Genomic DNA, 22856 nt, shown 5'->3' with positions numbered 1-22856 from the left:
GCCGCCGCGGGGGCCGAGCGCGGCCGGGGGACAATGGGGGACATGGACGTCACCGACCTGGACCCCGCGGAGGTCTTCTCCGTCTCCCACGCCCTCGCGCACCCGCCGGCGGCGGTCTTCGCCGCCTTCACCGAGCCGGACCGGCTCGCCGCCTGGTTCGGCCCGCCGGGCTGGAGCGTGTCCCGGGAGTCGGTGCTGCTCGAGGTCAGGCCCGGGGGCCGGCAGCGCTTCCGGATGGTCCGCGACGACGATCCCGCCCAGGCCGCCCCGGTGCACGGCACCTATCTGCGGGTCGAGCCGGACGCCCTGCTCGAGGGCCGTGAGGCGCTGCCCGGGCCGGACGGCGAGCCCACCTCCAGCCACGTGCTGACGCGCACCGAGTTCGTGGCCGCCCAGGACGGCGGCACCCTACTGGTGCTCACGCAGGGGCCCCTGCCCGCCGCGGTGCACCCGGGAGCGGCCGCGGCCTGGCGCGGCTCCTTCACGAGGCTCGAGGCGCTGCTGGCCGAGGGCTGAGCCGGGCTGCCGGTCCGCGGCCCGGCTCGGATAGTCTGCCCGCATGACCCAGGACGCCGGCACCCGCACCACTGCACTGACCCGGCGGCTGACCGCGCCCAATCCGGGTCCCATGACCCTGGACGGCACCAATTCGTGGCTGGTCGGGGCGCCGGGGCAGCAGGACGTCGTCGTCGTGGACCCGGGCCCGGCCGACCGCGGCCATCTCGCCGCCCTGGCCGCCGCGGGGCGGACGGTGCTGACGCTGGTCACGCACCGCCACGCCGACCACACCGGGGCTGTCGACGACTTCCACGCGCTCACCGGCGCGCCCGTGCGCGCCTTCCTGCCGGAGTTCTGCCGGGACGCGCCCCCGCTGGCGGACCACGAGACGATCGAGGCCGCCGGGTGCCGGATCCGGGTGCTGCACACCCCGGGGCACACCTCCGACTCCGTGAGCTTCCACCTGCCCGACGACGTCCTTGCCGCGGACGGAAGCACCCCGGCGTGCGCCGCGGGCTCGGTGCTCACGGGCGACACGATCCTGGGGCGGGGGACCACGATGCTCGACCACCCGGACGGGAGCCTGGGCGACTACCTGCGCTCGCTGCAGCGACTGGCGGTGCTGGGCGACGCCCTGGTGCTGCCGGCCCACGCGGACGTGCGGGAGGACGTGGAGGCGGTGTGCGAGGAGCTTCTCGAGCACCGGATGGAGCGCCTCGCCGAGGTCCGGGAGGCGCTGCGGGTCCTGGGCCGCGCGGCGACGCTCGAGGCCATCACGGCGCGGATCTACGCCGATGTCCCGGCACACGTGCTGCCCGCCGCCCGGAGCTCGGTGGGCGCGCAGCTGGCCTATCTCGGCTTCTGAGCCGCGCCGCGGCCCGGGAGCTGACGCTGTGGGCGGCCGGCCGCGAGCCGCCCTGGTCACGGGCACGGTCAGTGCGCTCACCACGCCGGTGCCCGCGCGGACGTCCGGGCGCCCGTCGCGGGCCCGCGTCCCGCACCCGCCGGGCCTGCGCCCGGCACCATCGGGCGGCAGGAGACATCCTCACGGTCAGCGCAGGGGCACGAGGGCCTCCCCCGCGGCGGGGGCCTCGCCGTAGCTGGGCTCCCGGCGCTTGAGCCAGCCGATCACGGCGTAGGTCACCGGCATGACGAGCACCTCGACCAGGACCTTGTAGACGTATCCCACCACCACGTAGTTGAGGAAGTCGCCCGTGGTGGTGATGCCGATGACCGGGGCCGCCACGGCGCAGAAGATCACGGTGTCCACGAGCTCGCCCACCAGGGTCGAGCCGATGAGCCGGGCCCACAGATGCCTCTCGCGCGTGCGGGCCTTGATCCGGACCATCACGAACGCGTTGAGCAGCTGCCCCGCGAGGTAGCCCAGCAGGGAGCCCGCCACGATGAGCGGGACGGGTCCGAGCACGGTCTCGAAGGCCGTCTGGCCTTCGTAGAACTCAGCCGGCGGCAGGGCGATGACGAGCCAGAACACGACCGAGGAGAACAGTCCCGCGGCGAACGACGTGACGATGGCCCGGCGCGCGGACCGGAAGCCGTAGACCTCCGCCACGACGTCGCCCAGGACATAGGCGAGGGGGAAGAGGAAGAAGCCTCCGTCGGTGATGACGGGGCCGAACGCGACTCCCTTGGTCGCGGCGACGTTGGAGAGCACCAGGACCACGCAGTACGCGGCCACGATGAGGTCGAAGTACGTGCGGGGGCGGCGGGCGAACCCGGCGGGGGCAGGGCCGGCGGAAGAGGACACGGTCGGTCACCAATCTGTATTGACGCGGCGCCGGCCCGTGCGGGGCGGACGCCGTGGTGCGATCTGTGCGGTGTGCGGAACGGCCGCGGGGCGCCCGCCTGCCACCCGGGAGCCCTCTTCCCGCCGCCGCGTGTCCCGTGCGGGGAGCGCGTGCCGGCCGGAGACCGTCCGACAGTCTAGCCCCGCCGGTTGGCCCCGGCACCGCGCGGGGGCGCAGAATGGCTCCCATGACCGACACCAGCACCGCACCCACGACCGCCGCCGCGGACCCCGCCGACCAGCCGTCCGTCGCCCTGACGATCGCCGGCTCCGAGGCCACCGGCGGCGCCGGCGCGCAGGCGGACCTCAAGACCTTCCAGGAGCTCGGGGTCTTCGGTTCCCTCGCGCTGACCTGCATCGTGTCCTTCGACCCGTCCGCGGACTGGGGCCACCGCCTGTTCCCCGTGCCGCAGGACGTCCTGCGCGAGCAGCTGGAGGCGATCACGGCCGCCCACGCGCTCGACGCCGTCAAGATCGGCATGCTGGGCAGCCCCGAGACCATCGCCACGACCGCCGAGGTGCTCACCGCGCTGGCACCGCGCCACCTCGTCCTCGACCCGGTGCTCATCTGCAAGGGCCAGGAGCCCGGCGCGGCCCTGGACACGGATGAGGCGCTGAAGGCGAAGATCCTGCCGCTGGCCACGTTCGTGACCCCGAACCACTTCGAGTCTCTCTCCCTGTCCGGCATGGACGAGATCAACACGGTCGAGGACCTCGGCGAGGCCGCCCGGCGGATCCACGAGATCTCCGGGGCCGTGGTCCTGGCCAAGGGCGGGGTCCGTCTCGCCGGCCCCGAGGCCGTCGACGTCTTCTACGACGGGACCACCCTCGAGGTGCTATCCGAGCCCAAGGTGGGTGAGGTCCCCGTGGCCGGGGCAGGCTGCACGCTCGCGGCCGCGGTGGCCGCGGAACTGGCGAAGGGAGCCGAGCCCCTCGAGGCGGCCCGCACCGCGAAGGCCTTCGTCTCCGCCGGCATCCGGCGCCGCATCACCTCGCGCGCCCCGTTCGACTCCCTCTGGCAGGGCGGATCGGCCGCGGAGCGGTGAGCTGGTGAGGGCCCGGCCGCACGATCGGCGCGGCCGGGTCCGGGGTGCCCAGCCGCACCCATACTGGGTGTTCCCTGGACGTTTCCCCAGACTGTCTGCGTGAACCAGGCCAATCGAGGAAAACGGTGGTGTCATAGTCGGACACACCGTCACCAAGGCTCAGCACAGTGTGCATAATTTGGTGACACGCACAGATAAGGTGTCATCATGCCTCGTATTTCTGCGGCCACCAACGCCGCGCAGCGGGAGAACACCAAACGAGCGATCCTCGACTCCTTCGGCCAGCTGCTGTACCAGCAGGGCCTCACCGGCCTGACCATGACGCACGTGGCCAAGAACGCCGGCGTGGGCCGCACCGCGGTCTACAACTACTTCGCGGACATGGGCGAGCTCCTCGTGGCCTACGCCCTGGACGAGACCGAGCGGTTCATGACCGATCTGCGCCGCGACCTGGAGGGCGTCGCCAATCCGGTCGACCGGCTCGCCGTCTACATCCGGGCCCAGATCGAGGACCTCACCCGGCGCCACCTGCCCCCTGGCCCCACCATGCGCACCGTCCTCTCCCCGGAGGACTACCAGAAGCTGGGCGAGCACGTGGACGAGCTGCAGGGCCTGCTGGCCGCGATCCTGCGGGACGCGATCGGTCAGGCCTATCTGCCGGCGGGCGACATCTCGGAGCTCGCCGCCCTGGTCCACGGTTCCCTGACCGCCGCCGCGGACCGCGGCCAGAACTCGGACCAGGACCGGGCGGCACGGGAGCAGCACATCCGCTCCACCGTCCGCTTCATCCAGCAGGGTCTGGGCGCGCAGTTCGACGCCCAGGGCCGCCCCGTGCCGCTCGCGCCCGAGCGGCCGCCCCTCAGCGCGGCGTCCTGACCGCGCCCCGCCCGGCCCCCGGCCGCGCGCCGGGGGCGGGAGCGAGCTCCAGCACGCGCGCGTGCAGCACGGTGCGGTGGTGCAGTGCGGTGCGCAGCGCCCGGTGCAGCCCGTCCTCCAGGTAGAGGTGGCCGTCCCAGCGCACCACGTGCGGGAAGAGGTCGCCGTAGAAGGTGGAGTCGGCGTCCAGCAGGGTGGCCAGGTCCAAGGTGGTCTTCGTGGTGATCAGCTCGTCCAGCCGGACCTGGCGCGGCGCGATGCCGGACCAGTCGGTCGGTGTGACGAGGCCGTGGTCCGGGTACGGGCGGGAGTCGCCCACGGCCTTGAAAATCATGCGTTCATCCTAGGGGCGGGCCCCGCAGGGAGCACCTGCGGGGCCCGCCCGGGCGTGCCGGGGGTCAGCTCCGGGTCACGGTGACGGCCCGGGTGGTGGCGTTCCACTCGATCCGGCCGCCGGTGTAGTTCTGGGCCACGCCGCTCGGGGTGCTGTACTCGTCGGTGGTGGGATAGCCCAGACCCCGCTCGTGGCCCAGTGCCGCCCATTTGCGGCCGATGGCCCCGTACTCCTTGACCGCGTTCGAGCCGGTGCGCGCGGACCACAGGATCTTGGTGCGCTTCCCGGAGGCGTCGAAGAGCTGGTAGGCGCCGCCGGCGGCGGCTCGCTTCTCGTCCGTCAGCGGCGGGCCGTAGCTGCCCGCGTAGCCGCCGGCCGCGAACTTCCTGCCGATGGACCCGCCGTAGTCGACCACCCGGGTCCCGGTCGTCCTGGACCAGTAGAGGGCCTTGTCCCGGCCGTCGGCGCCGGCGAAGCGCTGGTACACGGAGCCGTGCCCGGAGGCGTACTCCGCGCTGACCGGGGTGGCCCACGCGGTGCCGCCCAGCGCCGCCCAGGTGCGCCCGATCGCGCCGGTGAGCTGGTAGCCGTTGACGACGTCGTTGCCGGCCGGCGAGACGGTCTCGGGCTTCGGGGCCGTGCCTGCGCCCGGGTAGAGGCGGTCGACGTCGTCGCCGACCAGGTCGGCCAGGTCGTAGGCGGTGTGGTGCAGCCCGGGCATCACCACGCGGTCCGCCTTCGCGAAGCCGGCCTTCTGGTAGGCGGCCACGCCCTTGCCGGCCGCCTCCAGCGCGGACCAGGTGGACGGCTGGGTGGCACCGTAGCTGTCCAGGGAACCGACGTACCAGGTCGGGTCCGTGGCCTTGAGCGCGGCGTCGGGGGTGCTCTCGAGCCTGCCGTTGTAGACGCCGCCGCCGCCGATGAGAGTCGATCCGCCGCCGCGGATCCAACCGGCGCGGTCGGAGAGCACCTCGGTGGAGATGAACTCGGCGCCGCCGGAGTACCCGGCCAGGTGGATGCGGGTCGCGTCGACGCGCTGCTCGGCGACGACCTTGGCCGCCAGGGCGCGGAACCAGTCCCCGACCGCTTCGCTGTTGGAGGTCCAGGACCGGTTGGCCGGGGCCACGGGCACGACGAGGATCATGTTCTTGGCCGCGGCACGGGCGGCCATGGTCCTGAGCACCGAGCTGGTGGGGCGCTGGGCGTAGTACTGTCCGTCGCCGTCGAAGTAGAAGACCACGCCGACGGCCCTCGAGCGGTCCACGCCGGCGTCGTAGACGTGGTACTGGGAGGAGATGCCGGCTGCGGTGTGGACCGTGTTGGTCGTCGAGGCATGGGCCGGGGCGGCCGCGCCGGCCATCGTCCCGGCGAGCAGCGCAGCCGCCAGGACCGCGGCGGGCAGGGCGGTCGAGGGCATGGGCAATGAGGGCAGCTTCATGAGGACCTCTTGGGGGGAGAGAGGACAGGGGGAGCGCGGCCGGGGGGCAGCCGCGGGTGCGGCGGAACAGCCCGTTCCGCCACATCAGCAGGGTATTGCATTAGCGAACACCGATGGTGGAGCGACGTAACGTTACGATGTGCTCTGTTCCGTTTTTCTTCCCCCGGAGAGACCACGCCCATGCCCCTTCGCCCCCTGGCGCTGGCCGCTCTGCTCCTCCTCGCCCCCGCGCAGGGGGCGGCGCACGCCGCCGAGACCGAGCCGCCGCCCGCGCCGGCCGCGGACTCCCCTGCCGGAGTGCCGTCGCCCGCTCCCCCGGCCCCCGACGAGCCGGCCGAAGCCCTGCCGGGGACCGGCCCCGGAGAGGCCCCCACCGCCGCGCCCGAGCCCGGCGGCGCTCCTGCGCCGGAGGCCGGCGGCACGCCGCCCGACGCGCAGCCCTCCCCCGCCCCCGACGGGCACGAGGCACCGGAGCCCGCAGGTGGCGGTGCCGAGGACGGCCGGGCCGGAGACGGCCGGGCAGGAGAGCCCCGCGCGGAGGCGGTCACCGGCACATCGCCGGACCCGGCCGGGGAGGCGGACGCGGTGGCGCTCCCGGCCCTGGAACACGCCTCCTTCGTCGGACCCGGCACCGCTGCGGCCCACCGCCCCGGCTCCGGGGCGCTGGTCCGGCAGGAGTCCGCGCTCGGAGCCCAGATCCTCACCGGGCAGCAGCAGGTGACCCCCGGGACGCTCACGCGCATCTCACTGGGGACCGTGACCCGGGTTCCCGCCCAGGGCGCGGCCGGGGACTCCGCCACCACGGGGTGGGTCGCGGGGCTCGCGGGTCTGGGCGCCGCAGCGGCCGCCGTCGCCGCCGTCCACCGGTCCCGGGCGCGGCGCGCCCGCTCCTGAAGGGTCACCGGGCGCACGGGCCGGCGGCGGGAGCACGAGAAAGAGCCCCGCACCGGGACGTTCCGCCCGGTGCGGGGCTCTTTCTGCGAGTGCGGAGGATGGGGGATTTGAACCCCCGAGGGCGTGAACCCAACACGCGTTCCAGGCGTGCGCCATAGGCCGCTAGGCGAATCCTCCAGGCACGCACGTCGCGGCGACCTCACGGCGCCGGAACATGCGGGGTCCAGCATAGCCGAACCGCCGGGCATTGCCGAATCCACGGCTCCGCCCCCGGGTTTCGACCCGCCCGGTCGCATCCGCTAGACTTCCTGACAGCCCCTCGCGTGGCGTCATCCTGTTGAACTCCCCCAGGACCGGAAGGTAGCAAGGGTAAATGGGCTCTGGCGGGTGCGCGAGGGGTCTTCTCGTCCCCGCGGCGGCCCGCCTCCCCGGTGCCGATCCGCCCGTCCCGCCTGTCGGATTCCGTCGCTAAGGTGTCGTCTGTGACTACCGCCCTGTACCGCCGCTACCGCCCGGAGACCTTCGAGGACGTCATCGGTCAGGAGCACGTGACCGAGCCGCTGATGACGGCGCTGCGCAAGGACAGGGTCAGCCACGCGTACCTCTTCTCCGGCCCGCGCGGCTGCGGCAAGACCACCTCCGCCCGCATCCTGGCCCGCTGCCTCAACTGCGCGGAGGGCCCCACGGCCATCCCGTGCGGCCGCTGCGACAGCTGCCGCGACCTGGCCCGGGACGGCGCCGGCTCCCTGGACGTGATCGAGATGGACGCGGCCAGCCACGGCGGCGTGGACCACGCGCGCGACCTGCGCGAGCGGGCCACGTTCGCGCCCGTCCGGGACCGGTACAAGATCTTCATCATCGACGAGGCGCACATGGTCACGCGCGAGGGCTTCAACGCCCTGCTCAAGATCGTCGAGGAGCCGCCGGAGCACATCAAGTTCATCTTCGCGACCACCGAGCCGAGCAAGGTGCTCACGACCATCCGGTCCCGCACCCACCACTACCCCTTCCGCCTGGTCCCCACCGAACCGCTCATGCACTACCTCGAGCAGCTCTGCGCCGAGGAGCAGGTGCAGGTGGCCCCGGGAGTGCTGTCCCTCGTGGTCCGCGCCGGAGCCGGTTCCGTCCGCGACACCCTGTCCGTCCTCGACCAGCTCATGGCCGGCTCCGACGAGCAGGGCATCGGCTACGACCTCGCCGTGGCCCTGTTGGGCTACACGCACGGCGCCCTGCTCGACGACGTCGTGGACGCCTTCGCGTCCGGGGACGGCGCCACGGTCTTCCGCGCGGTGGACCGTGTGGTGCAGACGGGCCAGGACCCGCGCCGCTTCGTGGAAGACCTCCTCGAGCGGTTCCGGGACCTCGTCATCGTCAACGCGGTCCCCGAGTCCGCGGGCAACATCCTGCACGGCATGCCGCAGGACCAGATCGCGCGGCTGCGCAACCAGGCGTCCCAGCTCGGGGCGGCGGAGCTCTCCCGCGCCGCCGACATCACCAACACGGCGCTCACCGAGATGACCGGGGCCACCTCGCCCCAGCTGCACCTCGAGCTGCTGTGCGCGCGCATCCTCCTGCCGTCCTCGGAGGACACCACGCGCGGCGTCACGGCCCGCGTCGACCGGCTGGAACGGCGCCTGAACATCGGCCGGGGCGCCGCCCCGGCCACCGCCCAGGACGAGACCGCGCCCGCGCGGACCGCCGAGTCCTCCGTGGCCGCAACGGCCGCACAGCCCGCAGCGGCCGCACCGTCCGAGAGCGGGACCTCCGCGCAGCCCGCGGCGGCCCCCGCGCCTCAGCGACCGGCCCCGCCCGCGCCCGGCACCGACGCGCAACGGGCGGTCCCGCGGGAGACGGATCCGCGGGAGACGGATCCGCGGGAGCGGACCGCGCAGGGCACGGGACCGGCCTCGCCAGCCCCCGAGCGCACGCCCGCCCCGGCGGACGGCGGACAGGAGCGGCACGGCGGACCGGAGCCGTCCGGCGAGCGGGACCGGCCCGCCGAGCCGCGGCAGTCCGCGGCGGAGCAGGCGCCCCGCCAGGACGCGCCCCGGGCCGGCGAGCAGGGCGGCAACGAGATCGACCTGCTGCGCGCCTCCTGGCCGGAGATCGTCAACGCCCTCGCGGACATCCGCCGGGTCGCGTGGTTCACGGTCCAGCGAGGCACCCCGCAGTCCTTCGACGGCAAGGTCCTGCGCATCATGTTCGACGCCGAGGGCGACCTCATGAACTTCCCGCGCTTCGAGGACGACCTGAGGCAGGCGGTGCAGCAGATCCTCGGCATCGACTGCCGCGCCGAGGCCGTCCCGCCGGGCGGCGGCGGGCACGGCCGGGGCGGCGGGGGAACGCCGCGCGGCCCGGAGCCGTCGACGCGTCCGCCCGGGCGCCGGAACGAGCCGGGGCCCGGGACCGACGGGGACCACCCCGAGCGGCGCGCCCCCGAGGACCGGGCCCCGGCAGGCCAGGACCGCCGCCCCCCGGGTCAGGACCGGCCGGGCGGTCCGCGCGGCCAGGAGGCGCGGCCGGCCCCGCCCCGGCCCGCAGGCACGCCCCCGCGCGACGCTCCGGCACCCGCCCCGGAGTCGGCCGCGCCGGCGTCCGGGCCGGAGTCGGCCGCGGACACGGCGCCCCGGGACGGGGATCGCGCCGGACAGGACCCGTGGGACGCGCACGGCAGACCCGCCACGGACGCGCCCCCGGAGTGGACCGACCCCGCCTGGGCCCAGGAGCCCGTGCACAGCTGGTCCGTGGCCACCATTCCCCGGGCCGGGGCCTCCCCCGCGCCCCCGGCCGAGCCCCCGGCCGAGCCCCCGGCCGAGGACCCTGCCGCGGCCGGGCCCGCGTCCCGGGCCGCGGCGCAGCCCGGGACCCAGCGGCCGGGACCGGCGCGGACGGCGGAGCGCCCCGCCGAGCCCGCCCCCCGGCCGGATCGGCCGGCCGAGGCGCAGGCCCCGCCGCAGCGCGGACCCCGGCCCGGCCACGGGACGGCCGGGCGCCCGCCCCGCGCATTCCCCGGCGGGGCCCCGGGAGCACGGGACCGCGACGTGCCTCCGCCGGACGACGACGTCCCGCCGCCCGAGGAGCCCCCGTATCCGGACGAGCCCCCCTACCCCGACGGCTTCGACGATCCGGACGCGGCGCCCCCGGAGCAGTGGCGGCCTGCGGCCACCGCCCGGCGGGCTCCTGCGCCGGCGGCCGGACGCGGCTCCGGGAGCGGGCCGGCGGGCAGCGCCACGACGACCGCGGCAGGCCCGGAGGGACCCGGCGCCGCGGCGGGCCCCGCGCACCAGGCCCCGGCGGCGGCTCCGGCCGGCGCCGACCCGAACGCACGGCTGAGCTTCCGGGAGCGCCACGCCGCGGCCATCGCCGCGGGGCGGAAGGCACCTCCTTCCGCCGCCGCGCCGCAGGACACGGGCGTAGAATGGGACGACTCCTTCGTGCCCAGCTCGGACGACGAGGCGCTCGAGGACTCCACCCTCTACGGCCGCGCCGCGATCGAGCGGATCCTCGGGGGCATGCTGATCGAGGAGCGGGACCTCCACACCGGGGAGTGAGCCGGGGCGCAGCACGCACCGGCACCCCGGTGACGCCGTGACCGAGGACGAGCAGGAGGGCCGCGCACCGGCCCGGAAATCGAGGGAAACGTGTACGAAGGCGCTGTTCAGGATCTGATCGACGAGCTGGGCCGATTGCCCGGCGTCGGACCGAAGTCCGCGCAGCGGATCGCGTTCCACCTCCTCGACGCCGACAAGGAGGACGTCCGGCGCCTGGCCGACGCCATGACGGCGGTCAAGGACAAGGTGAAGTTCTGCCGGATCTGCGGCAACGTGTCCGAGCTGGACGAGTGCGCCATCTGCCGCGACGCCCGCCGGGACGCCAGCGTCATCTGCGTGGTCGAGGAGTCGAAGGACGTCATGGCCATCGAGCGCACCCGTAGCTTCCGCGGCCGGTACCACGTCCTGGGCGGGGCCATCAGCCCCATCCAGGGCATCGGGCCCGACCAGCTGCGCATCCGGGAGCTCATGACCCGGCTCTCCGGCGACACCGTGCAGGAGGTCGTGCTCGCCACCGACCCGAACCTGGAGGGCGAGGCCACCGCCACCTACCTCTCCCGGATGCTCAAGACCCTCGGGATCCGCGTGACCCGCCTGGCCTCCGGGCTGCCCGTGGGCGGCGACCTCGAGTACGCCGACGAGGTGACCCTCGGCCGGGCCTTCGAGGGCCGCACGGTCGTCGCCTGACGCTCTCGCGTAGGATGTCCTGGTGCCCTGCCGCGGGGAGCGGGCGCACGGCCCGGCGTCGACCGCCGGCCACCCTCGACCACAGGAGTTGAACCCATGAGCCTGATCGTGCAGAAGTTCGGTGGATCCTCCGTCGCGGACGCCGACGGCATCCGCCGCGTTGCACGGCGGATCGTCGAGACGCGCAACCGGGGCCACGACGTCGTCGTCGTCGTCTCCGCGATGGGCGACACCACGGACGAGCTCCTGGACCTCGCCCACGAGGTCACCCGCAAGCCCCCGGCCCGCGAGCTCGACATGCTGCTCACCGCCGGCGAGCGGATCTCCATGGCGCTGCTGGCCATGGCAGTGTCCGGGATGGGCGCGCCCGCCCAGTCCTTCACCGGGTCGCAGGCCGGGATGGTCACGGACGGCGCGCACGGCGCGGCGCTGCTCGTGGAGGTGAACCCGCAGCGCGTGCGCGAGTCCCTGGACCAGGGCAACATCGCGATCATCGCCGGGTTCCAGGGCGTGCACCGCTCCACCAAGGACATCACCACCCTGGGCCGCGGCGGCTCGGACACCACCGCCGTGGCCTTGGCCGCCGCCCTGGACGCCGACGTCTGCGAGATCTACTCCGACGTCGACGGCGTGTTCACCGCCGACCCGCGCATCGCGCCCAAGGCGCGCAAGCTCGACGTGGTCAGCAGCGAGGAGATGCTGGAGCTCGCCGCCAACGGCGCGAAGATCCTGCACCTGCGCTGCGTCGAGTACGCCCGCCGCTTCGGCGTGAAGCTGCACGTCCGCTCGTCCTTCAGCCACAACGAGGGCACCTGGGTCATCCCGGGCCCCGAAGACGCCGCCACCTCCCCGAAGGAGATCCCGTTGGAACAGCCGCTCATCGCCGGCATCGCCCACGACCGCACGCAGGCGAAGGTCACCGTCGTCGGGGTCCCCGACCGGCCCGGCATCGCCGCCCGGATCTTCCGGCTGCTCGCCGAGGCGAAGGTCAACGTGGACATGATCGTCCAGAACATCTCCACCGGCGACAACCCCCTGACGGACCTCTCCTTCACGGTGGACGAGTCGCAGGGGGACCTGGCCATGAGCCTGCTGCGCGCCGCCGAGGAGAAGATCGGCTACGCGGGCCTCGAGTACGACGACGAGGTCGGCAAGCTCTCCCTCGTGGGGGCCGGCATGAAGTCGAACCCCGGCGTGACGTTCACGTTCTTCGAGGCGCTCGCCGGCGCGAACATCAACATCGACATGATCTCCACCTCCGAGGTGCGGATCTCGGTGGTCACGGCCGCCGACCGGCTCGACGAGGCCGTGCGCGTGGTGCACAACGCCTTCGGCCTGGACTCCGACGAGGAGGCCACGGTCTACGCGGGAACCGGCCGCTGACCACCGTGCAGCGCTCCACCGGTCCGGCGACGACGGGGCGGGTCCGATGACCCGCCCCGTCGTCGTCCTGTCCCGCGACGAGTGGGCGCCGCGGGCGCACGACCACGAGCAGCGCGCGGCGCGCTACGCGGACCCCTTCGTGGCCCGCCGCCACCGCGGGCACAAGCACCCGGTCGAGGACTTCCTGTTCACCTACTACACGCTCAAGCCGGCGCAGCTGAAGCGCTGGCACCCCGGGGCGGGCACCGTGCTGCTGGACGCCGCCGAGCGCGCCCGGGAGAAGTTCTACCGCCCGCTCACCGGGTCCGAGCTCGCGGCCCTCGGCCTCACCGTCCGCGACGGGGCCGTGGTGGTCGACGACGGCGCCTTCCGGGACCGGCGGGCGCCCGCGATCGACTTCGCCCGGGCGGTGCTGGGCGCGCACGCGGGCAACCCGGGCTTCTTCGGCTGCTTCGGCCTCCACGAGTGGGCGATGGCCTACCGCTCGGGAGACAACGACCTCCGCCACGAGCAGCTCGAGCTGCGGCTCGGGGCGGCGGGCACCGACGCCGTGGTGGAGTCCGCCAGGATCCGGTGCACCCACTTCGACGCGTTCCGGTTCTTCCAGCCGCAGGCCGTGCCGCTCAACGAGCTGCAGCCCACCCGGGAGTCCCAGCGCCGGATGGAGCAGCCGGGCTGCCTGCACGCCACCATGGACCTCTACAAGTGGGCGTACAAGCTCGTCCCGGCGATCCCGTCCGAGCTGCTGATGGACTGCTTCGAGCTGGCGTGGGACGTGCGGGAGACGGACATGCAGGCCGCCCCCTACGACCTCACCGGCTGGGGCTACGAGCCCGTGCGGATCGAGACTCCGGAGGGCAAGGCCGAGTACGTGCGCCGGCAGCGGGACTTCGCCCGCCGTGCGCAGCCGCTGCGCCGCCGGCTCGGCGCGGCGCTCGAGGTCCTCGACCCGGCCCGCGCCACCGACGGGGCGGCGGCGTGAGCACCCCCGGGCAGTCCGACGGCGGCTGGGAGCGGATCGTGGCGGTCTCCGCCGTGCCCGGCCCGCTCGACTTCGTGACCGCGTCCACCGGCACGGGACAGGTCCTCGTCACCCGCGATGCCGCAGGTGCCCTGCACGTGCTGCGCAACACCTGCACGCACCAGCAGGCCACCGTGTGCCGGGAGGCCGCCGGGCACGCCGAGACGTTCGAGTGCCCCAACCACTTCTGGGTCTTCGCCCCCGACGGGCGGTTCGTGGGGTCCCGCCTGGCCCTCGCCGCCGGCCGCGCGGCGCCGCCGGATCCCGCGAAGGACCTCTCGGCGGCGGCGGTCGACGTGGTCGACGGCTGGGTCGTGGCCCGCTTCGGCTGAGCCGGGATCAGTCCGGCCCGGGGGCGCCGTCGTCGCCGGGCCGCCGCCGCCCCGCCAGCCAGGCCTGCACGTCCGCGCGCCGGACCCGGCGGTGGTTGCCCCGGTACTGCACGGGGATGACGCCCTCGGTGGTGAGGTTGCGCAGATAGGTGGCCGAGATCCCGGCGAGCGCAGCCGCCTGCGAGGTGGTCAGCAGGTCCTCCGGGGAGCTGGAGGCGGCCCCGGCCTCGCCGTGGCCCGCGAGCCAGGCCTGCACGTCCGCGCGCCGGACCCGGCGGTGGCTGCCCCGGTACTGCACGGGGATGACGCCCTCGGTGGTGAGATTGCGCAGATAGGTGGCCGAGATCCCGGCGAGCGCAGCCGCCTGCGAGGTGGTGAGGAGATCCTCGGGAACCGCCGGCGGCTCCGCGGCGCGCGCTCCGGCGGCGGGCGACACCGCGGCGGGCGACACCGCGGCGGACGTCACCGTGACGGCCTCCCCCCGGGTCAACCGGGACAGGAGGTCGACGACGGCGTCGCGCGCCCCCTCCGGCAGGCGCAGGGAGGTGCCGTCCACGAAGACCGTCACGTCCCGGGCCTCGAGGGCGTCCGCCAGTCGCTCGGCCTCCCGGCCGCTGAGCCCGGGGGTGGTCGTCGCACGGTGCTGGGTCATGGGCCCATTGTTCCAGCCCCACCGGGGCCCGTCGCCACCGGCCGTCCTCGCCCGGGTCCGGCACCGCGCCGCGCCCCCGGCCGCGGGGCCGCCCCGGGCGGCAGCGGAGAGGCTCCTCCGGCTGTGCTGGATCGCGACCGCGGAGGACTCCTGTCCGCCGGGCGCACGTCGTGGAGGACGGATGCGGGCACGGGGGCAGACAACGGGCGGCGCGGCTCCTACCCTGGAGGGACCGGAACGATCAGTGAACTGACGGACCACGTCCGACGGACAGGAGGACCGACATGACCACGGTACGAGAGATCATGACGCCGGGCGCGCAGTGCGTCGGCGAGAACGAGACGCTCGAGGACGCAGCCCGGAAGATGAAGGACCTCGACGTGGGCGCCCTGCCGATCTGCGGGGAGCACGACCGGTTGATGGGCGTGCTCACCGACCGTGACATCGTCGTGCGCTGCCTGGCGATCGGCACCGACCCCCGGCAGGTCAAGGCGGGCCAGCTCGCCGAGGGCAAACCCGTCACCGTCGGCGCGGACGACAGCGTCGACGAGGCCATCCGGACGATGACCGACCACCAGGTGCGCCGCCTGCCCGTGATCGACGGGCACGACCTCGTCGGGATGGTGAGCCAGGCCGACATCGCCCGGAGCATGCCCGAGGACCGCGTGGGCGAGCTCGTGGAGCTCATCTCGTTCGACAAGTACTGACCGGGCACGCACCGAGCAGAGGGGAACGACCATGGCCGTCTGCGACACCTGCGGAAACGACTACGACAAGGCCTTCACGATCACCCAGGGGGATCGCACGAGCACCTTCGACAGCTTCGAGTGCGCCGCGCACGCCATGGCGCCCGCGTGCGCCCACTGCGGCTGCCGCATCCTGGGCCACGGGGTGGAGGCCGGTGAGGCCGTCTACTGCTGCGCCCACTGCGCGCAGCACTCCGGCGCCGAGGGTCTCACCGACCGCGTGTAGGGTCCGCGCGCCTCCGGGGCGCCCGGGGCGGCCCGCCGCCCCGGGCGCCGGCCTCACAGGATCGGCTTGCCCCCGGTCACGGCGACCCGCGACCCGGAGATGTAGCTGCCGTCGTCCGAGGCCAGCAGCACGTAGACGGGCGCGAGCTCGGCAGGCTGGCCCGCGCGGCCCAGCGGGACGTCGTCGCCGAAGGACCCGACCTTCTCCGCGGGCATGGTGGCCGGGATCAGCGGGGTCCAGATCGGGCCGGGCGCCACGCTGTTGACCCGGATGCCCTTCTCGCCCAGCATCTGGGCGAGCCCGGCGGAGAAGTTGGCGATCGCGGCCTTCGTGGCCGCGTAGGGTGCCAGCTGCGGGGACGGCTGGTCGGACTGCACCGAGGAGCTGCCGATGATCGAGGACCCCGGGACCATGTGCGGCACCGCGGCCTTGGTGAGGTGGAACATGGCACCGACGTTGAGCCGGAACGTGTAGTCCCACTCCTCGTCGCTGATCTCGTCGAGACTGTCGTGGCTCATCTGGTAGGCGGCGTTGGAGACGAGCACGTCGATCCGGCCGAACTCCTGGACGGCCTTCTCCACGACGGCCCGGCAGTGGGCCGGGTCCGAGAGGTCGCCGCGGACCAGCACGGCCCTGCGCCCGGCCTCCTCGATCCAGCGGGCGGTGTCCTGGGCGTCGTCGTCCTCCTCGAGGTAGGCGATCAGGACGTCGGCGCCCTCCCGGGCGTAGGCGATCGCGGCGGCACGGCCGATGCCGCTGTCCCCGCCGGTGACGATCGCGGCCTTGCCCTCGAGCTTGCCGGAGCCGCGGTAGCTCTGCTCACCGCAGTCCGGGACGGGGGTCATCTCGGCCTGGACGCCGGGGACCTCCTGCTGCTGTTCTGGCTGGCTCATGGCGTGGTCCTTCCGTGGTCTGGGGTTTCCGGACGGTGCACGCACCGCTCATCGGGCACACCCGATGATCAGCACACTGTTCACTTTAGGTGCTCGGGGCAGGGTTGTCGCGCCTCGCCCCGCCCCCATCACGCTCCCGCGCCGCTCGCACCCCGCTTCCGCCGTGGCCCTGCCCAGGTCCCGCCGAACCCACCGGTTCGCCCCGGGACGGCGGCATGAGCCCACCGTCCTCGGGCAGGACCGGTGACTCCGGGGAGCGGCGGGTCCGGGGTGGCGGACGGTGGGCCCGGCTCATTCGCCCCCGCCCCGCCAGCGGAGGACGGCGAGCCACAGCAGCACCCCGGCCAGGCCCATCGTCCCGGGCACGAGCACGGGAGAGGGCCCGACACCTCCGCTGCTCGCCGCCCACAGCTGGGCCGCAGCCGACATCGAGTCCCAGACCCCGGCGTACCGCGGGTCCAGCGGACCCGCGCGCAGGTTCGCCAGGACGTGCTCGTAGACGCCGTAGGCGCTGCCGAGCACGGAGACGACCGCGGCGACCCGCACGGTGCGGGCCGTCCCGGTGGTGCGCTGCACCAGCCACGCCACGGCGCCGAGCAGCAGCACGGCCAGCACCGCCCACGGCACCAGCTGGGCGGGCCCCTGCCAGTGCCGCAGCATCGCCAGCTCGGTCAGCGCACCGAGGACGGTGCCGATCCCCAGCAGCGTCAGGACCCGGCGGTAGATCGGGACCAGCCGGGCGTCGTCGGCGCCGGCCGCTGCGGAACCCGGTGCGGTGCTCATGGCACCACGGTCTACCGGACCGGCCTTGGAAAAATCCGGGAGGCCGGCCGGTGACCCCTACCACATCCGGCGGGCGGACCGGGCCCGGCGCGACCGGTGTGCCCGAAACGATAGAATGGCTGACGTTCGCCGGATCCCGGCCCGCTGCTCGACCCTCAGGAGTTCCCCGATGGCCCGCATTGTTGTCGACGTCATGCCCAAGCCCGAGATCCTTGACCCGCAGGGCAAGGCGATCGCCAACGAACTGCCCCGCATCGGCCTGGACGGCTTCGCCGGTGTCCGGCAGGGCAAGCGTTTCGAACTGACCGTCGACGGCGAGGCCACCGAGGACGCGCTGGCCCAGGCCCGCGAGGCCGCCGAGAAGCTGCTCTCCAACCCCGTCATCGAGGACGTCGTGCGCGTGGCCGTGCTCGACGAGGCAGAGGAGAACTGAGCATGCCCGGTCTCGAGACCCCCCTGATCGCGGACCTCTCCGGTCCCGCGCCGGACACCGAGCTCGCCGGCGCGCGCGTCGGCGTCGTGACCTTCCCCGGCACCCTCGACGACCGCGACGCGGCGCGGGCCGTCGTGGTCGCCGGCGGCACCCCGGTGCCCCTCTGGTACGCCGACGAGGACCTGCAGGACGTCGACGCCGTGATCCTGCCCGGCGGCTTCTCCTACGGCGACTACCTGCGCGCCGGGGCCATCGCCCGGTTCGCCCCCATCATGGAGCGGATCATCGAGGGCGCGAACGCCGCGGGCACCTCCGGGTCCTCCCCGCTGCCGGTCCTCGGGATCTGCAACGGCTTCCAGATGCTCACCGAGTCCCACCTGCTGCCGGGCTCGATGATCAAGAACGAGCGCCTGAAGTTCCTGTGCCGGGACCAGCGCCTGCGCGTGGAGAACCACACCACCGTGTGGACCACCGAGTTCGGGCCGGGCCAGGAGATCGTGGTCCCGCTCAAGAACCAGGACGGCCAGTACGTGGCGGACGAGAGGACCCTCGACGCCCTCGAGGCCGAGGACCGCGTGGTGTTCCGCTACGTCGGGGGCAACCCCAACGGCTCCCGCCGGGACATCGCCGGGATCTGCAACGCCGGCGGCAACGTGGTGGGCCTCATGCCGCACCCGGAGCACGCGGTCGAGCCGGGCTTCGGCGCGGACTCCTCGGCCTCCGGCGAGGTCGGCATGCGCGACGGCACGGACGGGCTGGGCCTGTTCGTCTCCGCCCTCAAGGCACTGGTCAAGTAAGGACACCGAGCACTCCATGAGCGACAAGCACTTCAACCTGGACACCGTCGAGCACGCGGCGGGCACCCCCGACACCGAGCTGCCCTGGGCCGAGCTGGGCCTCAAGGACAACGAGTTCGAGGAGATCAAGAGGATCCTCGGCCGCCGGCCCACCGCCGCGGAGCTGGCCATGTACTCGGTCATGTGGTCCGAGCACTGCTCCTACAAGTCCTCCAAGGTCCACCTGCGCCAGTTCGGCGAGAAGGTCACCGAGGAGATGAAGAAGGACCTGCTGGTCGGCATCGGCGAGAACGCCGGCGTCACCGACCTCGGGGACGGCTGGGCCGTGACCTTCAAGATCGAGTCCCACAACCACCCGTCCTACGTGGAGCCCTACCAGGGCGCCGCCACGGGCGTCGGCGGGATCGTGCGCGACATCATCTCGATGGGGGCCCGGCCCGTGGCCGTCATGGACCCGCTGCGCTTCGGGGCGATCGACCACCCGGACACCGCGCGCGTGGTGCACGGCGTGGTGGCGGGCGTGGGCGGCTACGGCAACTCCCTGGGGCTGCCCAACGTGGGCGGAGAGGTCGTCTTCGACTCCTGCTACCAGGGCAACCCGCTCGTCAACGCGCTCGCCGTGGGCGTGATGCGCCACGAGGACATCCGCCTCGCCAACGCCTCCGGCGTGGGCAACAAGGTGGTGCTGTTCGGCGCCCGCACCGGCGGCGACGGCATCGGCGGCGCCTCGGTGCTGGCCTCGGAGTCCTTCGACGACGCCAAGCCGTCCAAGCGGCCGGCAGTCCAGGTGGGCGACCCGTTCGCGGAGAAGGTGCTCATCGAGTGCTGCCTCGAGCTGTTCAAGGGCTCCCTCGTGGAGGGCATCCAGGACCTGGGGGCCGCGGGCATCTCGTGCGCCACCTCGGAGCTGGCCTCCAACGGCGAGGGCGGCATGCACGTGGACCTCACCCAGGTGCTCCTGCGCGACCCGACCCTGACCCCGGGCGAGATCCTCATGTCGGAGTCCCAGGAGCGCATGATGGCGGTCGTGACCCCCGAGAAGGTCGCCGCCTTCGAGGCCGTGATGGACAAGTGGGACGTCGAGCACTCCTGGATCGGCGAGGTCACCGGCACCGGCCGGCTCGTGATCGAGTGGGACGACGAGGTCATCGTCGACGTCGACCCCCGCACGGTCGCGCACGAGGGCCCCGTCTACGACCGGCCCTACACGCGCCCCGCGGACCAGGACCGGCTGCAGGCGGACCACTTCTCCGGCTCGCCCGCCGATGCCGGGCGACCCTCCGGGGCGGAGCTCAAGAACGCCGTCCTCGAGCTCATGGCCTCCCCGAACCTGTGCGCCAAGGACTGGGTCACCGACCAGTACGACCGCTACGTGCAGGGCAACACCGCCATGGCCATGCCCGACGACGCCGGGGTGGTGCGCGTGGACGAGCGGACCGGACTCGGCGTGGCCCTGTCCACCGACTGCAACGGCCGCTACGCGTACCTGGACCCCTACGCCGGCGCGCAGCTGGCCCTGGCCGAGGCCTACCGCAACGTGGCGACCTCCGGCGCCCGCCCCGCGGCCGTCTCCGACTGCCTGAACTTCGGCTCCCCCGAGGACCCGGAGACCATGTGGCAGTTCGCCGAGGCCGTGCGCGGGCTCGCCGACGGCTGCCAGCAGCTGGGGGTGCCCGTGACGGGCGGCAACGTGTCCCTCTACAACCAGACCGGCGGCGTGGCCATCCACCCGACGCCCGTGGTGGCGATGCTGGGCGTGCTCGACGACGTCCGCCGCCGCACCCCCTCGGGCTGGCGCGAGGACGGCCAGGCGATCTACCTGCTCGGGACCACCCGGGACGAGCTGGACGGCTCCGAGTGGGCGAACCTGCGCGGGCACCTCGGCGGGCTCCCCCCGGCCGTGGACCTCGCCCAGGAGAAGCTGCTCGGCGAGCTGCTGATCAACATGTCCCGCGACGGCATGATCGACGCCGCGCACGACGTCGCCGAGGGCGGCCTCGCGGCGACCCTCGCCGAGATGGCGCTGCGCTTCGACACCGGTGCGCGCATCGGGCTCGGCGAGGTCTGCGAGCGCGACGGCGTGGATCTGTTCACCATGCTCTTCTCCGAGACGCAGGGACGGGCCGTGGTGGCCGTGCCGCGCAGTGAGGAGGTCCGGTTCAAGGACATGTGCACCATGCGCGCCTATCCGCACACGCGGATCGGCGTGGTGGACACCGAGAACCGGGCGCTGGACGTGCAGAGCGAGTTCGGGATCAGCCTGGACGAGCTCCGCGCCGCGCACGAGGGCACGCTGCCGAAGTACTTCGGCTGACCCTCCGGGGGCGGATCCCCGCCGCCCGCCCCCGGATCCTTCCCTCCACCGCCGGCACCCGCACACGCAGAAAGCAGCACCAGCATGACCGAGGACCTCGAGGCCCAGCGCCCCGCACCCGTCCTGGAGACGCATCGACTCCTGCTCCGCCCCTTCACCGTGGAGGAGCTCGACGCCGTGGCGGCCGGCGAGCACGCGGGCCACTTCGCCCGCGGCTTCCCGACCGCCGAGGACATGGACTTCGCCCGCGAGTCCCTGATGGCGGGGGGCTACTTCTTCACGGAGTCCGTGTACGCGCGCATGGCCATCGTGGAGAAGTCGACCGGGGAGATCGTCGGCACGGCCGGCTTCGTGGGGCCCCCGATCGACGCCGAGCTCGAGATCGTGGGCTCCCTCGCCGCGGACCGCCGGAACCGCGGCTACGGGCAGGAGGGCGTGGCCGCGCTGCTCGGCGTCGCGTTCACCGATCCATCCGTGACGGCGGTGCGCGCCAGCGTGCCCGGGGACAACGCCCCGGCAGCGCAGGTGCTCCTCGCCGCGGGCTTCGCGCACCGGGAGGCCCCGGGCCCGGAGACCGACTACTTCCTGCCGCGCCCCGGGTAGCCGGCCGCGCTCCAGCGCGCCGATAGGCTGGGCCCGTGGACACGCCCCTCTTCCCCTACGACCTGCTGCCGCTCGACGGTGCGCCCGAGTGGATCCTCGTGGCCCTCGTGGTGGTGGACTGGATCGTCCGGCTGGTGGCGCTGGGCTGGATCCCGCACAACCGCCGCCCCTCGGTCGCACTCGCCTGGTTGCTGGCCATCGCCCTGGTGCCCATCGTCGGCATCGTCCTGTTCCTCGTCATCGGCTCCGCCAAGCTGCCCCGGAAGCGGATGGCCATGCAGGCGAAGATGAACGACGTCATCCGCGAGAACACCCCCGACTCGCACATCCTCGGCAACGCCCACGAGGAGCTGCCGGAGTGGATCGAGTCCACGGCCGCGCTCAACTACACGCTGGGGGCGCTCCCCATGGTCGGCGGGAACTCCTTCGAGATCCTCACGGACAACCACGAGTCCCTGCGGATCATGGCGGCAGCGGTGGACCGGGCCGAGGACTACGTGCACTTCGAGTTCTACATCGTGGCCATCGACGACACGTCCCGCGTGCTGCTGGACGCCCTGGTGCGCGCCCACGAGCGGGGCGTGCGGGTCAGGGTGCTCATCGACCACCTCGGCTCGGTCGGCTACCCCGGCTACGCCGAGATGGTCCGGATCTTCGACCGGGTCGGCTTCCCGTGGCGGCGGATGCTCCCCGTGCGCCCGTGGAAGGGCGAGTGGCAGCGGCCCGACCTGCGCAACCACCGCAAGATCCTCGTGGTCGACGGGACCTGCGCCTTCACCGGCTCGCAGAACATCATCCACCGCTCCTACAACAAGCGCCGGAACCGCCGGAAGGGCCTCGAGTGGAAGGACCTGATGATCCAGTGCACGGGACCGGTGGTCGCCGAGCTCAACGCACTGTTCACCAGCGACTGGTACTCCGAGACCGGTGACCTCCTGCTGGACGAGGCCACCCGCGAGCTGCCGGACATCGAGGGGCCCGTGTTCGCCCAGGTGCTCCCCTCGGGCCCGGGGTTCGACACGGAGAACAACCTCCGCCTGTTCAACCACCTGATCTACAACGCCAACGAGCGGATCATCATCTCGAGCCCGTACTTCGTCCCGGACGAGTCGCTGATGCACGCGCTGACCACCGAGGCGCGCTCCGGGGTGGACGTGCAGCTGTTCGTCGGCGAGACCTCGGACCACTTCCTCGCCTACCACGCCCAGAACTCCTACTACCAGGAGCTCGTCGAGGCCGGGGTGAAGATCTACCGGTACCGGTCCCCGACCGTCCTGCACGCGAAGTTCGTGCTCGTGGACGAGTACGTCTCCGTCATCGGGTCCTCCAACATGGACGAGCGCTCCTTCGCCCTGGACCTCGAGGTCTCCGTCTACATCGTGGACCGGGACTTCCGGCGGCGGATGGACGAGGTGGTCGCCGAGTTCCACGAGGCGAGCACGCTGCTGGACTTCGACGCGTGGAAACGGCGGCCGCTGTGGCACAAGTACGCCGACAACGTGGCGCGGCTGACCTCGGCCCTGCTCTGAGGCGCCCGGCCCGCGC

At 73.4% G+C, this 22856-nt stretch carries 23 protein-coding genes, 1 tRNA gene and 1 other RNA gene; 18 read left to right on the top strand and 7 right to left on the bottom strand.

The genetic code is table 11. The features are described 5' to 3' along the window. The first annotated feature begins 42 nt into the window (after positions 1-42). Positions 43-516 (top strand): SRPBCC family protein, encoded by a 474-nt coding sequence (locus ABD220_RS15800; protein WP_344124185.1) that lies wholly within the window; start codon positions 43-45, stop codon positions 514-516. 43 nt (positions 517-559) lie between these two features. After that, positions 560-1363, top strand: coding sequence for an MBL fold metallo-hydrolase (locus tag ABD220_RS15795; RefSeq protein WP_344124183.1), 804 nt, complete (start codon positions 560-562; stop codon positions 1361-1363). Positions 1364-1549: 186 nt separating this feature from the next. On the opposite strand, the gene ABD220_RS15790 is transcribed toward ABD220_RS15795, so the two are convergent. Then, complete coding sequence (locus ABD220_RS15790; RefSeq protein WP_344124181.1) at positions 1550-2263, bottom strand: queuosine precursor transporter; 714 nt, start codon at positions 2261-2263, stop codon at positions 1550-1552. A gap of 227 nt (positions 2264-2490) precedes the next feature. Between ABD220_RS15790 and ABD220_RS15785 the strand changes: the two genes are divergently transcribed. After that, positions 2491-3348, top strand: coding sequence for a hydroxymethylpyrimidine/phosphomethylpyrimidine kinase (locus ABD220_RS15785; protein WP_344124179.1), 858 nt, complete (start codon positions 2491-2493; stop codon positions 3346-3348). 207 nt (positions 3349-3555) lie between these two features. Next, positions 3556-4224, top strand: coding sequence for a TetR/AcrR family transcriptional regulator (locus ABD220_RS15780; RefSeq protein ID WP_344124177.1), 669 nt, complete (start codon positions 3556-3558; stop codon positions 4222-4224). On the opposite strand, the gene ABD220_RS15775 is transcribed toward ABD220_RS15780, so the two are convergent. Both ABD220_RS15775 and ABD220_RS15770 read right to left on the bottom strand, forming a co-directional pair. Next, positions 4208-4558 carry a type II toxin-antitoxin system VapB family antitoxin gene (locus tag ABD220_RS15775; RefSeq protein WP_344124175.1) on the bottom strand — a complete coding sequence of 117 codons (351 nt, stop codon included), beginning with the start codon at positions 4556-4558 and terminating at the stop codon, positions 4208-4210. The genes ABD220_RS15780 and ABD220_RS15775 overlap by 17 nt on opposite strands. A gap of 64 nt (positions 4559-4622) precedes the next feature. Beyond that, positions 4623-5996: a hypothetical protein gene (locus tag ABD220_RS15770; protein ID WP_344124173.1), complete on the bottom strand. Its 1374-nt coding sequence runs from the start codon at positions 5994-5996 to the stop codon at positions 4623-4625. A gap of 180 nt (positions 5997-6176) precedes the next feature. Here ABD220_RS15770 and ABD220_RS15765 point away from each other — a divergent pair, with 180 nt between their 5' ends. Continuing rightward, the gene (locus tag ABD220_RS15765; protein ID WP_344124171.1) at positions 6177-6890 is read left to right on the top strand and encodes a hypothetical protein; all 714 of its coding nucleotides are present in this window, start codon (positions 6177-6179) and stop codon (positions 6888-6890) included. Positions 6891-6982: 92 nt separating this feature from the next. Here the strand turns inward: ABD220_RS15765 and ABD220_RS15760 are convergent. After that, positions 6983-7067, bottom strand: a tRNA-Ser gene (locus ABD220_RS15760). A gap of 133 nt (positions 7068-7200) precedes the next feature. Between ABD220_RS15760 and ffs the strand changes: the two genes are divergently transcribed. The 6 genes from ffs (at position 7201) to ABD220_RS15730 (ending at position 13864) form a co-directional block, all read left to right on the top strand. Next, positions 7201-7297: signal recognition particle sRNA small type (ffs, locus tag ABD220_RS15755), an RNA gene on the top strand. A gap of 75 nt (positions 7298-7372) precedes the next feature. Next, on the top strand, positions 7373-10441 hold the full coding sequence (locus ABD220_RS15750; protein ID WP_344124169.1) for a DNA polymerase III subunit gamma and tau: 3069 nt from the start codon (positions 7373-7375) through the stop codon (positions 10439-10441). A 90-nt stretch (positions 10442-10531) separates the two neighbouring features. Then, the gene (recR, locus tag ABD220_RS15745) at positions 10532-11128 is read left to right on the top strand and encodes a recombination mediator RecR (protein ID WP_344124166.1); all 597 of its coding nucleotides are present in this window, start codon (positions 10532-10534) and stop codon (positions 11126-11128) included. Positions 11129-11224: 96 nt separating this feature from the next. Continuing rightward, positions 11225-12511: an aspartate kinase gene (locus tag ABD220_RS15740; RefSeq protein WP_344124164.1), complete on the top strand. Its 1287-nt coding sequence runs from the start codon at positions 11225-11227 to the stop codon at positions 12509-12511. Positions 12512-12557: 46 nt separating this feature from the next. Next, a complete protein-coding gene (locus ABD220_RS15735; protein WP_344124163.1) occupies positions 12558-13493 on the top strand; it encodes a 3-methyladenine DNA glycosylase in 936 nt (311 codons plus the stop codon). Next, complete coding sequence (locus tag ABD220_RS15730; protein ID WP_344124161.1) at positions 13490-13864, top strand: Rieske 2Fe-2S domain-containing protein; 375 nt, start codon at positions 13490-13492, stop codon at positions 13862-13864. Before ABD220_RS15735 ends, ABD220_RS15730 begins: the two co-directional genes overlap by 4 nt. 7 nt (positions 13865-13871) lie before the next feature. On the opposite strand, the gene ABD220_RS15725 is transcribed toward ABD220_RS15730, so the two are convergent. Next, positions 13872-14516, bottom strand: coding sequence for a helix-turn-helix domain-containing protein (locus ABD220_RS15725; RefSeq protein WP_344124159.1), 645 nt, complete (start codon positions 14514-14516; stop codon positions 13872-13874). Positions 14517-14800: 284 nt separating this feature from the next. Between ABD220_RS15725 and ABD220_RS15720 the strand changes: the two genes are divergently transcribed. Continuing rightward, a complete protein-coding gene (locus ABD220_RS15720; protein ID WP_344124157.1) occupies positions 14801-15223 on the top strand; it encodes a CBS domain-containing protein in 423 nt (140 codons plus the stop codon). Positions 15224-15254: 31 nt separating this feature from the next. Further along, positions 15255-15488: a hypothetical protein gene (locus ABD220_RS15715; protein ID WP_344124155.1), complete on the top strand. Its 234-nt coding sequence runs from the start codon at positions 15255-15257 to the stop codon at positions 15486-15488. A gap of 53 nt (positions 15489-15541) precedes the next feature. Here ABD220_RS15715 and ABD220_RS15710 read toward each other — a convergent pair whose 3' ends face one another. Continuing rightward, a complete protein-coding gene (locus ABD220_RS15710; protein ID WP_344124153.1) occupies positions 15542-16381 on the bottom strand; it encodes an SDR family oxidoreductase in 840 nt (279 codons plus the stop codon). 291 nt (positions 16382-16672) lie between these two features. Continuing rightward, positions 16673-17164: a hypothetical protein gene (locus ABD220_RS15705; protein WP_344124151.1), complete on the bottom strand. Its 492-nt coding sequence runs from the start codon at positions 17162-17164 to the stop codon at positions 16673-16675. A gap of 169 nt (positions 17165-17333) precedes the next feature. Here ABD220_RS15705 and purS point away from each other — a divergent pair, with 169 nt between their 5' ends. The 5 genes from purS to cls all read left to right on the top strand — a co-directional run bounded on the left by purS (position 17334) and on the right by cls (position 22840). Next, a complete protein-coding gene (purS, locus tag ABD220_RS15700) occupies positions 17334-17597 on the top strand; it encodes a phosphoribosylformylglycinamidine synthase subunit PurS (protein ID WP_344124149.1) in 264 nt (87 codons plus the stop codon). A gap of 2 nt (positions 17598-17599) precedes the next feature. Then, positions 17600-18394 carry a phosphoribosylformylglycinamidine synthase subunit PurQ gene (purQ, locus tag ABD220_RS15695; protein ID WP_344124147.1) on the top strand — a complete coding sequence of 265 codons (795 nt, stop codon included), beginning with the start codon at positions 17600-17602 and terminating at the stop codon, positions 18392-18394. 16 nt (positions 18395-18410) lie between these two features. Beyond that, positions 18411-20708, top strand: a complete 2298-nt coding sequence (purL, locus tag ABD220_RS15690) for a phosphoribosylformylglycinamidine synthase subunit PurL (protein ID WP_344124146.1) — start codon at positions 18411-18413, stop codon at positions 20706-20708. Between the two features lie 84 nt (positions 20709-20792). Beyond that, on the top strand, positions 20793-21311 hold the full coding sequence (locus ABD220_RS15685; RefSeq protein WP_344124144.1) for a GNAT family N-acetyltransferase: 519 nt from the start codon (positions 20793-20795) through the stop codon (positions 21309-21311). 35 nt (positions 21312-21346) lie between these two features. Beyond that, entirely contained in the window at positions 21347-22840 is a 1494-nt protein-coding gene (cls, locus tag ABD220_RS15680; RefSeq protein WP_344124142.1) for a cardiolipin synthase, read from the top strand. Positions 22841-22856 lie beyond the last annotated feature (16 nt).

This window comes from Kocuria aegyptia, from assembly GCF_039530085.1.
Taxonomy (GTDB): Bacteria; Actinomycetota; Actinomycetes; order Actinomycetales; family Micrococcaceae; genus Kocuria; species Kocuria aegyptia.
This window is presented reverse-complemented; position numbering and strand designations above follow the sequence as displayed.